Source organism: Armatimonadia bacterium (assembly GCA_039679385.1).
Classification (GTDB): Bacteria; Armatimonadota; Zipacnadia; order Zipacnadales; family JABUFB01; genus JAJFTQ01.
Genome location: JBDKVB010000073.1, coordinates 61,924 through 75,536, shown reverse-complemented (window position 1 = coordinate 75,536; position 13,613 = coordinate 61,924). Strand labels below are relative to the sequence as shown.

General features: G+C 64.1%; 8 protein-coding genes. 2 read left to right on the top strand and 6 right to left on the bottom strand.

Going from position 1 to position 13,613, the window contains the following annotated elements:
• Positions 1-90: 90 nt before the first annotated feature.
• The 3 genes from ABFE16_08565 to ABFE16_08555 are packed head-to-tail and all read right to left on the bottom strand — an operon-like array spanning position 91 to position 3,167.
• Positions 91-1,932: an NADH-ubiquinone oxidoreductase-F iron-sulfur binding region domain-containing protein gene (locus tag ABFE16_08565; GenBank protein ID MEN6345349.1), complete on the bottom strand. Its 1,842-nt coding sequence runs from the start codon at positions 1,930-1,932 to the stop codon at positions 91-93.
• Between the two features lie 52 nt (positions 1,933-1,984).
• Entirely contained in the window at positions 1,985-2,503 is a 519-nt protein-coding gene (locus tag ABFE16_08560; GenBank protein ID MEN6345348.1) for an NAD(P)H-dependent oxidoreductase subunit E, read from the bottom strand.
• Entirely contained in the window at positions 2,481-3,167 is a 687-nt protein-coding gene (locus tag ABFE16_08555; GenBank protein MEN6345347.1) for a redox-sensing transcriptional repressor Rex, read from the bottom strand. Before ABFE16_08555 ends, ABFE16_08560 begins: the two co-directional genes overlap by 23 nt.
• 351 nt (positions 3,168-3,518) lie before the next feature.
• Here ABFE16_08555 and ABFE16_08550 point away from each other — a divergent pair, with 351 nt between their 5' ends.
• Together ABFE16_08550 and ABFE16_08545 are read left to right on the top strand one after the other, a co-directional pair.
• On the top strand, positions 3,519-4,445 hold the full coding sequence (locus tag ABFE16_08550) for an ABC transporter ATP-binding protein (GenBank protein MEN6345346.1): 927 nt from the start codon (positions 3,519-3,521) through the stop codon (positions 4,443-4,445).
• Positions 4,446-5,951, top strand: coding sequence for a hypothetical protein (locus ABFE16_08545; protein ID MEN6345345.1), 1,506 nt, complete (start codon positions 4,446-4,448; stop codon positions 5,949-5,951).
• Positions 5,952-5,978: 27 nt separating this feature from the next.
• Here ABFE16_08545 and ABFE16_08540 read toward each other — a convergent pair whose 3' ends face one another.
• The 3 genes from ABFE16_08540 to ABFE16_08530 all read right to left on the bottom strand — a co-directional run bounded on the left by ABFE16_08540 (position 5,979) and on the right by ABFE16_08530 (position 13,564).
• A complete protein-coding gene (locus ABFE16_08540) occupies positions 5,979-8,312 on the bottom strand; it encodes a PQQ-binding-like beta-propeller repeat protein (GenBank protein ID MEN6345344.1) in 2,334 nt (777 codons plus the stop codon).
• Between the two features lie 111 nt (positions 8,313-8,423).
• On the bottom strand, positions 8,424-11,540 hold the full coding sequence (locus ABFE16_08535) for an alginate lyase family protein (GenBank protein ID MEN6345343.1): 3,117 nt from the start codon (positions 11,538-11,540) through the stop codon (positions 8,424-8,426).
• A 98-nt stretch (positions 11,541-11,638) separates the two neighbouring features.
• Positions 11,639-13,564 carry an adenylate/guanylate cyclase domain-containing protein gene (locus ABFE16_08530; GenBank protein MEN6345342.1) on the bottom strand — a complete coding sequence of 642 codons (1,926 nt, stop codon included), beginning with the start codon at positions 13,562-13,564 and terminating at the stop codon, positions 11,639-11,641.
• Between the last annotated feature and the right edge of the window lie 49 nt (positions 13,565-13,613).

Below are 13,613 nucleotides of genomic sequence, written 5' to 3'. Positions count from 1 at the left end.
CGTGCTCTCAGGTTTGGGCGTGCACCTTGCGTCGTCCTAGGAAGCGAGAGCCGCGGTGCACGGCAGCCTCAGCCGACCCGAACCGTGGTGCTAGGCGATCGCCCCGAACTTGCAGGTTGACACGCAGGCTCGGCACTTGATGCACAGCTCCGGATCGATGTGATGCGCCTGCTTCTTCTCGCCGAAGATCGCCTCAGCCGGGCAGACTCGTGCGCACAGACCGCAGCCACGGCACTTCTCAGGGTCGATCTTGGGCGGCGTGAGGGCCTTGCACTCGCCGGTCGGGCAGCGCTTCTGGAACACATGCGCCTCGTATTCGGGGCGGAAGTAGCGCAGCGTGGACAGGACAGGATTCGGCGCGGTCTTGCCAAGCCCGCAGAGAGAACCCTTCTGGACAGTCTTGGCCAGAGTCTCGAGGAGCTCGAGGGTTCCCTCGTCGGCACGGCCCTCGATGATGTCGTCCAGGAGGGCGAGCATCTGCTTGGTGCCCTCACGACACAGCACGCACTTGCCGCAGGACTCGTTCTGGGTGAACTGCATGAAGAAGCGAGCGATGCGAACGATGCAGGTCTGCTTGTTCATGACCACCAGACCGCCGGAGCCGACCATGGCACCGGCCGTCTTGATGGAATCGTAGTCAAGGGGCAGGTCAAGGAACTCCTCCGTCAGACAACCGCCGGAGGGGCCACCGATCTGAACGGCCTTGAACCCGTCGCCGGTGAGGTTGCCCTGGTTGTCGGTGACGCCGCCGCCGATGTTGTAGACGATCTCGCGCAAGGACGCGCCGAAGGGAACCTCAATCAGGCCGGTGTTGGCGACGTGGCCGGTGAGAGCGAAGGTCTTCGTGCCCGGCGATCCCTCGGTGCCGATGGAGCGGAACCTGGCGGCGCCCATGCGGAAGATCAGCGGGACGGTGGCAAGCGTCTCTACGTTATTGATGACCGTCGGCTTGCCCCACAGACCCTTCTGAGCGGGGTAGGGCGGCTTCGGTGCAGGCATGCCTCGGTTACCCTCGATGGAGGCGATCATGGCGGTCTCCTCGCCACAGACGAAGGCGCCGGCACCCTCCATCACATGCAGGTGCAGCGAGAGCCCACTCCCGAAGACGTTGTCGCCGAGTATGCCGACGCTCTCCGCATCCGCCACGGCCTTGCGCAGGCGCTTCACAGCCAGTGGGTACTCCGCGCGCACGTAGAGGAAACCCTCGTCAGCGCCGATGGCTCGGGCGGCGATCACCATGCCCTCAAGCACGCTGTGGGGATTGCCCTCCATGACGCTGCGGTCCATGAAGGCCCCGGGGTCACCCTCGTCGCCGTTGCAGATGACGTACTTCTTGCCCTCGGGCTCAATGCGCGTGAGGTCCCATTTCCTGCCGGTGGGGAACCCGCCACCACCACGACCACGCAGACCGGCGTGGAGCATTTCCTCGCAGACGGTCTCCGGTGTCATCTCGGTGAAGACCTTGCGAGCTGCGAAGTAGCCACCGTGAGAGATGTACTCGCGGATGTCCTCTGGGTCGATGTGCCCGCATTCCTTGAGGACCGTGCGCGACTGGCGCTGGTAGAAGTGGATCTCCTGGGCGTTCTTGGCGCGCGCACCGGAGGCCGGCTCTGTGTACAGGAGGTGCTCGAGGACCACGCCATGCTTGAGGGTAGCTCCTACAATGTCGGGGACATCGGTGGGAGTGACCTTGACGTACAGGACACCAGCCGGCTCCACCCATACGAGCGGACCCATCTGGCAGAAGCCCTGGCATCCGCTCTTGGAGACGTAGATGCCCTCCTGCTCCTCCTCTTCCTTGAGCTGGACAACGGCCTTGAGGCCCTCCTGCTCGATCTCCTTGAGGAAGGCGTCATAGACCTTCAGTGATCCATTGGCGATGCAGCCGGTGCCTGCGCAGATGATCACGCGCTTGTCGGTCTGCTCCATCATCTCGCCGAACTGCTCGGCGGTTTTGTCGAGGTCAAGAGTCTGGATGGCACTGTTACTCATTGCTGTCTCCCTCTCTCGCAATGATCTCTTCCACGAGGGCGACGGCCTTGTCAGGGGTCATCTGACCGTGGACCTCATCGTTGATCACCATGACGGGAGCCAGACCGCAGGCACCCAGGCAAGAGACCGTCTCAAGGGTGAAGAGCATGTCGCTGGTGGTCTTGCGCTCCTCGTCCATTCCCAGACGCTTGCGAACCGCTTCCAGGATCGGGATGGAGCGCTTCACGTGACAGGCGGTTCCGTCACACACGCGAATGACGTACTTGCCCTTGGCCTCCAGCGTGAAGTGGGCATAGAAGGTGGCGACGCCGTAGACCTTGGCAGGCGGCAGTCCGAGGGACGTGGCCACGTAGGTCAGGACCTCCTCAGGCAGGTACCGGTACTCTTCCTGCACCTCCTGGAGGATGGGGATCAGCTTCGCTGCGTCTCGCTCGTGGCGGTCGAGGATCTCGCAGACCTTGGCGAACTGACGGGCCGCCAACGGCGAGCTATCGGACTGTGGTTGACGCATTGGTGACGCCTCCCTGCTCTTCGGCACGCAGCATGGCGGTGAGCTTGCTGGACAACACGGCCAGGCTTGCGGCGAGTGTTACGTTCTCGAGAATGACTCCCTCGGGGACCTCAAGGGTCGTCGGGGCGAAGTTCCATATGGCACGGATGCCGCTCAGCACCATCAGCTGGGCAATATCCTGGGCACACTCGGCCGGTGCAGTGATGATGCCCAGATGGATGTGCATCCGGGCGGCCAGATCGGGGAGCCTGTCCAAGTGGAGGATCTGCTTGCCGTGGACTTCGGTGCCGACTTTGGCAGGATCCACGTCGAACCCGGCCAGGACCTCGAGCCCGGACTCTTTGAACCCACCGTAGCCCATCAGGGCAGTGCCGAGACTGCCGACGCCCACCAGGAAGGCCTCCGTGGTGTTGTTCCAGCCCAAGAGGCTTTCAATGGCCTCGATGAGTGCGGGCAGGTAGTAGCCGACCCGGGGCTTGCCGACGATGCCGGTCGTCTGCAAGTCCTTACGCACCTGGGTCGGATCGAGGTGCAGGTCGTCGGCAATGTGAGTGCAGGAGACCACATCGCGACCCGTCGCCTGAAGCCTGCGCAGGAACTGCAGATAGGACGGCAGTCTGCGCAGCGTCGGCACTGGAACGGTCTGTAGCTGGTCTTTGAGCATGTGAGTGCCCTCCTCGCGTGGGCGTCTTGTGCCTTCGGCATCGGTCAAGTCCGGGTAGATCTCGGTTGGGAAGGACTTGCCCTCTGGAGTTGCTTTCTGGTTAATCGAGCAACAATTATCGAGTTTCTTGTATCGAGACAAGTATACTGATTCCAACGAGGCAAGTCAAGTGCTTCGAGCAGAAAGAGCTCTGTAGTCGCAGAGGCCGTGCGACTCCCCAGAGTCCTGTCTGGCAGGCGGGCGAAAGCGTAGGGAATGCCCCCTGGCCTTGCAGGACATCGTCGCGTAGTTGGCGAAAAGCACCACACTCAGGTCGGCTTGTCAGAGATGTGGAGCGTGGAGGCCTTATCAATGATACAAGTGCGCAATCTGAGAGTAGACTATGATGAAGTCTGTGCTGTCAGAGACCTCTGTCTGGAGCTGGGTCCGGGAGAGATCTATGGGCTGATCGGTCCGAACGGGGCGGGGAAGACCTCGACCTTGCGTGCCCTGGTGGGGCTGGTGGAGAAGACCTACGGGGACATCATCATCGACGGCGTCGACATGGACCATGATCGCGAGAAGGCGGTGCAAGCGATCGGGTTCATGCCCGATTCCGCTCCGGTGTACGAGGACCTCACCGTCTGGGAGTACCTCGATCTGTTCGCCTCAAGTTACCTGGTTCCCGAGACCGAGCGTGGCGAGAGGATCACCCACTACCTGGAGCTCGTGGACCTGGCCGGCAAGCGCGGTGAGTACACCGGGCAGCTCTCGCGCGGGATGAAGCAGCGGCTGATGCTGGCTCGAACCTTGCTCCCCGAGCCACGGATTCTGCTGCTGGACGAACCGGCGAGTGGGGTAGACCCCTATGGACGCGCCCTGCTGAAGGAGATCCTCCGGCAGTTGGGCTCTGACGGCAAGATCGTGATCATCTCCTCGCACATTCTCCCGGAGCTGTCTGAGTTCTGCACCTCCGTGGGGATCATGGAGCGCGGAAGCCTAGTGATGAGCGGTCGAGTCGAGGACATCACGACCCGGGTGTTCGGGCAGGGCCAGATCGAGATGGAGGTCTTCAGCGGCGCGGATCTGGTCGAGGGCATCCTCAGCTCACAGACCGGTGTGCATGCGGTTGCACGCGAGGGCGACACCTTTCGGTTCCTGCTGGATGGTGGGCCGGAGGAGATGAGTGGCGTCCTGGCTGAGCTCGTTCAGGGAGGGGTTCGGGTCTCCTCCTTCGTCAGACGACACGAAGACCTGGAGGCTGTGTTCCTCAAGGTCGGCGCGAGGGAGGTGTCCTAGATGGCTGAAGAGATCGTCTTCTGGGAGAACCCGCTGTTCGTGCGTTTCCGACGCTCACGGCTTCGCTCGCAGCAGACACTGCCGGCGATCCTGGCCGTGGTGGTGATCTGCGGTTGTCTGATGTGGTGGTCCTACGCGGCCGATCTGATGAAAGACGGTGGAGGGTTCACTGCGCTGCTGGTCGTGCAGGGGATCTTGCTTCTGCTGATCGGCACGAATGAGGTGGCGATGGCGGTGGCCCAGTCCCGCGACAGCGGGATGCTCGACCTGCACCGCATCTCTCCCCAGACCTCGCTGGCAACGGCTGTGGGTTTCGTCCTGGGCGCCTCGGTGCGGGAGTGGGTGCTGTTCGCCTGCACCTTGCCCTTCCTACTCTATGCCTCGCTGGCGGGGAAGCCGGGGATCGATGGCTTCGTGGTCAGCCTCGTCGCGATGGCCTCCTGTGCCCTTCTGTACCACTCTCTGGCGGCGATGGCCGGGTGTCTGTCGAAGAAGCCACGGAGTGCCAGTAATTGGGCGGTCGGGGTCGTGGTGATTCTCGCTCTTGTGGGCATTCAGACGCCCCTGGGGCTCCTGACGCCCGTGCCGTCGATAGCCGCAGCCTTCGACCCCGAGTCACACTTTGTGCGCGAGCTGTACTTCTTCGGGGGGCGCATTCCCCCGCTGGTCCTTTCCCTGATCCACCAGGTGCCTCTCGCGCTGCTGATGCTCGTGGCTGCGGTGCGTAAGGTGCGCAGTGAGTACGCAATGGTGTACTCCAAGCCAACGGCAGTGGTCTTTGTGGGGTTCATCGCCTTCCTCGCCCTGGGCCACGGGTTCGGCCATGGGCTGGAGAGCACGGACCTCCTTGAGAAGACGCTCCCACTCCTCGGGGCCCTGTACGGTGGCCTTCTGGCCGCACTGATGCTCACGGTCGCAGTGACACCGACGGCTGGCCAGACCGCAAATGGGGTGCGCAGAGCCAGGAAGCTGGGGCTTTCCTCGGTGCCTGTGTGGAGCGACCTTTCTGTGAACTGGGCCCCCATGTGGGCCTTCACGGTGATCCTGGCTCTCTGTGGCGTGTTCGTCCTGGCCTGCTTTCCGGCGCCGCAGGGGCCAGCGCCGACACGCGCTCTGCTTGGGGTGCTGGTGGCTGTCGCCGCGCTGGGCACCTTCGCCTGTGCGCACCAGTACTTCCTGCTGCGGTTCCCGAAGGGGGGACAGACCTACATCGCGCTGTTTCTGTTCCTCGTGTGGGTGATGCCGGTACCGGTGGGAAGTCTGGCGGGGCTGACGCTAGAGAACACGCATCTGGCACTGGCGGTAATGAGTGTCAGCGCACCGGTAGGAGTGTACACCGCAGTTGCAGGAGAGGGAGCCAGCGACTTCGGGCCAGCAACGCTCATAGCTGTGGCGTGCAGTCTGCTGACCGCCTTGCTCTTTCTGGGGTTGCGTGTGGGGGCTGAGCAGCAGGTCAGAGAGGCGGCCTTGCGACAGCTACCGGAGACGCGCCGGGAGGAAGCCTGATGGTGAGGCCAGGCCGTGAGGCGAAGGCTAGCGTGCGGTGAAGCAGTAGACGTTGCCGTCGTTGGAAGCAGCGTAGACGGCTCCCGCTGAGACTGCCGGTGAGGCCTGGACCTCGCCGGCAGTTTGGTACTCCCAGACCAGAACGCCGCTCTCGGCTTCGACCGCGTAGAGCTTCTTGTCGTGCGAGCCGCAGTAGACGATGTTGCCGCTGATGACCGGGGAGCTATGTACCCAGTCGCCGGTAGCAAAACGCCAGCGCAGTTCGCCGGTGCGCGAGTCCAGAGCGTAGAGGAAGTGGTCGCGCGAGCCCACGTAGAGGCACTCGCCCCACACCGCAGGCGAGCTGTGGATCTCGGCTTCGGTCTGGTACTCCCAGAGCTTCTGGCCGGTCTGTGCATCGAGGCAGTATACGCGGCGATCGGTCGAACCGAAGTAGACGCGCTCGTTGGCGTAGGCCGGCGAGCCCGCGATCTCGCCTCCACTGACAAACTCCCACACGCCGCGCCCGGAGGCTGCATTGACGGCGTAAAGCCGGTGGTCGCTGGAGCCGACGTAGACTACCCCGTTCCAGTAGGCAGGCGAGGAGAAGATCTCGCCGCGCGAGGAGAAGGCCCACATCTGTTGCCCGCTCTGCGGGTGGATGCCGTAGAGGCGGCTGTCGCAGCTACCGAAGAAAACGACACGCTTCCAGGCACCCGGGCCGCCGACTACTTCACCGGCAGTCGTGAACTCCCACACCCGGCGCCCGGTCTTTGCGTCCAGGGCGACAAGGTTGTTCTGGCAGCCGAAGTAGAGCGTGCGTCCCTCGAACACCAGGGGGCTGCTGACGATCTCATAGGCGAAGTCGGCAGTCCACAGCGCCTCGCCGTCCTGGGCACGCAGGGCCGCCATCCGCCCATGTCTCCCCGGCTTGTCGACATACGCGCCGACGTAGACCACACCGTTGACCACTGCCGGTGAGCCGATGATCCACTCGCCGACGCGGGTCTGCCACGCCCTGCGCAGAGGTGGTGCGATGGCCTCCGGGGTGTAGCCGCTGCGGGTCACGTTCCCGCGGAACATCCCCCAGTTGTAGGCCTTGGTGGCCGCCTGCGTCTTCTCACGAGCGACCTGCAACGCCAACTCGTCGAAGGCTGCGCGCGCCTCCTTGTGGGAAGGATCGAGGGTCAGCGCGTCACGCAGAAGTGAGAGTGCCTGACGGGACCGCCCAGCCTGCCGATGCTGGAGAGCCTGCGCGTACAGGTCTGCGGCAGTAGGACCGGCCTCCGCGGGAGCTTGCTCGGACGACGGCGGCGGTGCGGCTTCCGGCGCCTGAGCGGGCTGTGGCGCTGCGGTCGGTTGGGGTACGCTCACGGAGCGGGTCTCGCGGCTCTCTCCCTTTGCCAGGAAGTCCCGCAGACTGCCGACGTCGAAGTAACTGGCGCAGACGGGGCAGACGCGGTACTCGTGCAGAGTGAGATGGCCGCAGCCCTGACATTTGTGCACGACGGTGTCGGCCGAGGACTCGTTGCAGATGGGCAGGACCGCTTCGAGGGCGCCACCCAGTGCCTCGAAGCTCGGGAACCGACGCTCTCGGGGCTTGGCGAGGCACCACATGACGATCTGCGCCAGCTCTGCCGGGACTTCGTCGCAGACCTTCTCCGGGCTTGGCGCGGTCTTGCTGAGGATGCTGTTGATGACCGCGCCGATGGTGTCGCCAGTGACGGGCGGCTTACCGGTCAGCGCGGCGTACATGCACGCGCCAAAGGAGAAGATGTCGGAGGTGGCATCGGCCGTCGCGGCGTCGAGGAACTGCTCGGGCGGCATGTACAGGTAGGTGCCCAACCCGACACCGGCGTCTGTGAGTCCCCGGGTGCCGCCGTAGAGCTTGGCCAGGCCAAAGTCCGTGATCTTCACACCCAGCCGCCGGTCGAGCATGATGTTGGCGGGTTTGAGGTCTCGGTGGATCACGCCACGTTGACTGCGGACCTGGGCGGTGTGGACATACTGCATGGCCTCGCAGACCTGCAGGGCGTAGAGGACCACCTGGGTAGGAAGCAGGCGGTGTTCCTGTTCGATGAGCTTCTGCAGGTCGCTGCCGTCGACGTACTCGAGCCAGAGGAAGGGCTGCCCGCCGATGTTGCGGTAGATGATCGCCTCGACCACGTGCAAGTGTCGGCCAATGTTCATCCACGTGCGAGCTTCTTCGTGGAAGCGGTCGATGACGCTGAGGTCATCGAGGAAGTCCTCTTTGACGGTCTTGATGGCGAAGCGCTTCTGGGAAAACTCGTCCAGGACGATGTAGACGAGGCTCATTCCCCCGCGGTGCTTCTCGACAACCTTGTACTGGCCATCGATGAGGTCGGTAAGCTGGAACTCCATGTCGGTATCCCAGGAGATGCCGGTATGGCCGGCAGGACCGCCAGGAAGAGCGGCCCTGCCGGGCTGTAGGAAGGCTGTGCTCAGGGCGCAGCAACTGGCCTGTGTCTGCGGCTACTTGCCGGCAGTCGGTGCGGTCAGGCGGCCGTTGACGCGGACCTTGGCCTCTCCGGCGACGACCAGACTCTCCAGGGCCTCACCTCGGTACCGCAGGGCAGCGCCCTGTCCCTCGAGCTCAAACTCGCCGGCCTTCAGGACGCCACCAGCGGGGTTGACCAGCAGCACGTCACGCATACCGTTGCCGGTAACCTCGACTGCCACGGGCTGCTCTTCGGCGTTGCCGCTGAAGGAGCCGATGGGAAGCACGCGCACCTGCAACTGCGGTGTGTCAGGTCCATCGAAGACCTGCATAGCTGAACAGAACAGCGCGCTCTTGCCCTTCTGACGGGAAACGACGAAGGGCACCTTGATCTTCGTCGGGTTGCCCATGCCGATGGCGGCAAGAACCTCGCGAGAGCCATCGGGGGCAGCTTGAGCGAAGGCAACGCTGGGTGCCTTGTCGCCGCGCCAGACTGCCGTCCACTCCTGATTCGCCTCAGCCTGTCGCCACTCCTTTGCCCAGCTGTAGCCGTCACCGGTGGGGCCTGTGGTCATCGCCTGCAGAGGCAGGACGCTCTCGAAGGCGCCTCGGTTGTGGTAGCACCAGTCGAAGGTTGCCTCGCCCTCGGTCGCCTGGCACAGGAAAACGTCGATCAGGCGGTCACCGATGAGGGCCACGGTGCGGCGCAGGCGGACTCCCGGATAGGCCCCGTCGGCCCGTGCGCTGAAGATGCCGATGCCGTCTCCGAAGGAGGCGAACTGCGTCTCGCCGGTGCAAGCCTGCTGGCTCTTGCCGTTGACGACCACGGTGTTGTGACTCACGGTCTGGCGGAACCAGCCCTGGTGGGCGGGGTTGCCGTAGGCGATGCAGCCGGGGTCCTCGGCCAGGAGTGTGTCCTTGCCATAGAAGACGAAGGAGAGCTTGTCCGGGTGCCCGTGTCCGCCGCCATGGGGGCCGAAGTCAAGGGCCAGGTAGTTCTGCGGGATGTGCTTGTCGGCAAGGCTGGTGCCCACGTCACCGCTGCGGAGGATGGCCCAGCCGGCGGCCGGGAAGACTGTGGACTGCAGCTTGAACTCGGGTTCCGCACCAAGCGGGACTCCGTAGAGCAGAGTCTCCAGGCTCTTGCGCCCGGCCTGGATCACAGGCAGCAGATGGATCGGATCCTGCCAGCGAGCATAGGCGATCTCGTAGAGGTTCCCCGAACCGAGGGCGTTGGAGGTGCCGCTGTCATGGAAGGCCGGCAGCTCACCCTTGGGGGCCATGAACTTCAGGGGCGCGTCGTACATCCGCTTGTATCGTTCGCTGTACATCTCGATGCCGATGTTGTGGGCAGCGACTGCAAGCGGGCTCAGCGCCATCATGGTGTAGTAGTGGTAACCCCAGGCGCCCTCATACCACAGACCATCATCGGAGATGCCCTTCTCGACCTGCTGGTGGAAGCCCTTGGGCCCTGCGATCGCATCGGCGGCCAGCGTCGGCTCCGCCAGGGCCAGGCCAACCAGCCCGTAGGCCGAGTCATGCCAGCAGCAGATGTTGTGGATGCCCCACTGGTGGTCGTGAATGAGCCAGGCCGCCGGAAGCAGCATCTTGTCGGCGAGGTACTTGACGTCGTCGGCGCTGAGGGTGTCGTAGATACAGTCGAAGCCCTGCACCACGGGAATGAGCCACGTCGACTCGTCCAGGGTCTGCGGGCCCACATGGCCGCCGCCCTTGTTCGGCTTGCCGTTGATGTCGTGGAGTGGGTAGTTCAGATACCGCTCGGCGTAGCCCATGAGGATCTCGCGGGCCTTGGCCGCATAGGCCTTGTTGCCGGTGAGGGTGAACATCAGACCACAGTCGCGAATGGCGCCGGCGAGAGCACTATGATCGCGGTCCAGGACCACATCATCGTAGGGCCAGCCGGTGTATACCTTACCGCAGTCAGCGCAGACATGCTCCGTCGGCGATTTCGTGACCAGTTTGCCGCCGCAAGCCTTGCAGGTGTACCAGTGCCACCACTGGCCGCCGCGGTCGGGATACTGGGGCGCCTTGGTCAGCCAGGAGTCGGCACGCTGCTTGAGGCCGTCATAGACTGCCTTGGCCTCAGGCGACTTCTGCACAGCTTCGAGTATGCGAGGTACGTCTTGCTTCGTCAGTAGAGCAAAGGGGTGCTGCAGTTTCCCCAGCGGGACGGCAAGGGTCAGTGCGGCAGTCTTTTCTGTGTCAGCCATGCCTTTCACCTGTGCGAAGAGCTCTGTGCTGAGAGCAGTGAGTGGGGAAGCGGCCTTTTCCCCCTTGAGCTGAGCGATGAGCTGCGCCTTGACGGACCGCACGGACCGAGCGGGTATCACGACTTCCTGAAGGCCGGCCTCGGCCGTGAGGTTCGCGTCAGTATGTCGCAGACCGACAGCTACCGTGATCTGGTCGTCGGTGGCGTTCTGCAGCCGGACCTCGTAGTTGGAGTAGAGGACGTCGCCCTCCTGAACCGGCTCCTGTCGTTCCACCTTCTCGATCCGGAAGGGGTCGCGCTCGAGACGGAGGTTGTCCAGCAGGATGGGCGTGACCTTACCCTCAGCCATCTGGCAGCGGAACATGATGAGCTGAGACGTCTTGTCGGGCTTGTCGCCCCACAGCCAGGTCGGGTGCTGCAGGTCGATGACGGCCTTGTGCCAGACCCCCGGCTTGGTTGCGTCGGGGTCGGTGAGCTGCCAGGTTGCCTGCATGCCGTCGCCGAGCGGGAAGTCGACGATCTTGACACCCCACCAGATGCAGCCACTCTTGGGCATCTTGTAATCGAAGACCAAGCGGTCCCACTCGGACAACTCGACACCGCGGCCGGCGAAGTCGAAGTTGAGGGACTGGGCGTTCGCGTGCGCATCCGGCGTCCAGCACACCGAGGCTTTGCCCTGGGAGGCGTCGGGATCGACAACCGCGTTGCCGGGCCAACCCTTGAGCTTGCCCTCGGCATCCTCCAGGAGAGCGGTCACCGGCGCTGCGGAAGCGCGGGACGGAAGCAAGGGCAAGAGCGCCACCACAGCCAGGCTGAGAAGGCTGAGGGCGATCAGATGGCTCGCCCCGGCGGAGTGGGCTGGATGCGGGCGGCTGCAGATCGCTGTCGGTGGGAGGGTGGAACAGGTACGATGTGCGACCATGACGCGGATCGTCTCCTCTGACTGAGTTGTTCTGCCGCGAGATCGCGACAGGTGACAGGTCGATGGAACGCCGGCGTGTTAGCCCTAGCCGGCGAAGGCTATCCTGCGCCGTATCCTCGGACCTCATAGACCTTCACGGGAGCGGGCACGTTGTGCAGTTCGAATACTCCCAGTTCAGCACAGTCCACGACGTCCTTAACCAGGGCATGGGTAGCCGGGCTAATGGCTATCTTGACGTCCAAGTCCTTGGCAAGTTCCTCGAGACGGCTGGCGAGGTTGACATGGGCTCCGATGGCAGTGTACTGCATCCTCTCGCCGGACCCCACATAGCCTACGACGGCATCGCCGGTACTGATCCCGATGCTGACGCGCAACTCGGGCATGTGGTAGAACTCCCATTCGTCCTTACGCGTCTCAACCTGGCGCTGCATCTCCAGCGCTGTCGCGACCGCCAGAGCGGCATGGTCGATCTGCGCCTGAGGGGCGTTGAAGAGCGCCATGAGCCCGTCCCCGACGAACTTGTCCAGAGTTCCCCCGAACTGCTCGATCACCTCGTGCATGAGGCGGAAGTAGCGGTTCAGCAGTTCGACGGTCTCCGCCGCACCGATGTTGGCACTGGCCGCCGTGAACCCGCGCAGGTCGGCGAAGAGAACGGTGATCGACCGCATCTCGCCCTGAACCGCCGGGGCTCCGACATCCTCCATGAGGTTGTCGGCCAGTTCGCGCGGAACGAACCGGCTCAGAGTGTCCTGCCAGCCCCGGCGCTGCTCCTCCTCGGCCACCAACTGGTATGCGGGAACCGTCACCAGTGCAAGGGCAATCCCCACACTGGGCACCACCATATCAACCAGGAGCCCACTGTGCGCGAACACCCAGGTTGCCGTCAGGTTGTGGACGACCAAGCCTAGCACCGTTGCCGGGACCCACAGCGGCGGCGATACCACCGTCAGGCACAGACCGACGATCAGGGCCCAGAGCAGGGCCAGGGCGGCTGACCACTCAGGACCCAGCCGCTGGACGAAGTGCCCCGTAAGGATATTGTCCAGCGCGTTAGCCTGCACCTCTACTCCGTTGAAGACCGCTCCGAAGGGACACGCGCGCAGGTCGTAGAGACCCAGTGCCGTGACGGCGACAAGAACGATCTTGTCGCGGAAGGCGTTTGCGGGGATCCTCTCCGGGGCCTCGAGCACGTCGGCAGCGGAGTAGTAGGCGAAGGTGCGACTGGGACCTGCGTAGTCGATCAACATGGTCCCATCACGCTGGAGGGGGACGCGTCGCGTGTTGCCCAGGCGGATGCTGTCGCCGGCTGTGACTACCACGTCCTTGGGGCTAACGCCCAGGGCGAAATCCGCAAGTGCCAGGGATAGTGAGGGGTAGACCTGCCCCTGCATCTTCACGACAGGCAGCACCTGCCGGTACACGCCGTCGAGCGAAGGCACCACGTCAACGAACCCCGCACCAGCGCTCGCCTCGGCAAGATCCTTATATGGGCTGGCGGCGTCGAGAACCTCCTGGAGGATCGCCCCGGTGCTAAGGCCCGTTCCCGGCCGGGTCTGCACCGAAGACCAGGCGAAGCGCGCGGCATCTCCGGGGACCTGTGTCAGCCCCGGCTCCTGATGGAGACCGCCGAGCGCCTGGAAGACCCTACCCGACTTGCGGACGTCGTGTGCGAAGACTGCATCGGAGACCTCGCCGCCCTGCTCCTCATCCGGCTCCGCAAAGAGGATGTCCATCCCGATGGCCCTGGCGCCGGCCGCATCCAGACGACGGACGAGTTCGCCGAAGGTCTGGCGTGGCCATTGCCAGCCACCGATCCTGTCCAGGCTCGCCTCGTCGACTTCGACGATCACCACTTGGCCGGAGGGCGCCTTGGGGCCTCGGGCAAGGAACCGCGCATCGATCGTCCGCAACTCCAGTCGTTCCAATACGTCGCCCGCGGGTAGGTAGCTCCAGACTGCGGCAACTACACCGGCGACGAGCGCGAGCATGAAGGCGGCCCTTTTGCGACGGTAGCGCTGGTGCATGGTCTCCCTGCGGTCTGTCACACGGCAGGATCGCGATACGCAGCCTGCC

What these genes read in the sequence shown, in the direction of transcription:
- ABFE16_08560 (MEN6345348.1), bottom strand. Translation starts at nt 2,503, where the DNA reads ATGCGTCAACCACAGTCCGATAGCTCGCCGTTGGCGGCCCGTCAGTTC.
- ABFE16_08555 (MEN6345347.1), bottom strand. Translation starts at nt 3,167, where the DNA reads ATGCTCAAAGACCAGCTACAGACCGTTCCAGTGCCGACGCTGCGCAGA.
- ABFE16_08540 (MEN6345344.1), bottom strand. Translation starts at nt 8,312, where the DNA reads ATGGAGTTCCAGCTTACCGACCTCATCGATGGCCAGTACAAGGTTGTC.
- ABFE16_08550 (MEN6345346.1), top strand. Translation starts at nt 3,519, where the DNA reads ATGATACAAGTGCGCAATCTGAGAGTAGACTATGATGAAGTCTGTGCT.
- ABFE16_08545 (MEN6345345.1), top strand. Translation starts at nt 4,446, where the DNA reads ATGGCTGAAGAGATCGTCTTCTGGGAGAACCCGCTGTTCGTGCGTTTC.
- ABFE16_08565 (MEN6345349.1), bottom strand. Translation starts at nt 1,932, where the DNA reads ATGATGGAGCAGACCGACAAGCGCGTGATCATCTGCGCAGGCACCGGC.
- ABFE16_08530 (MEN6345342.1), bottom strand. Translation starts at nt 13,564, where the DNA reads ATGCACCAGCGCTACCGTCGCAAAAGGGCCGCCTTCATGCTCGCGCTC.
- ABFE16_08535 (MEN6345343.1), bottom strand. Translation starts at nt 11,540, where the DNA reads ATGGTCGCACATCGTACCTGTTCCACCCTCCCACCGACAGCGATCTGC.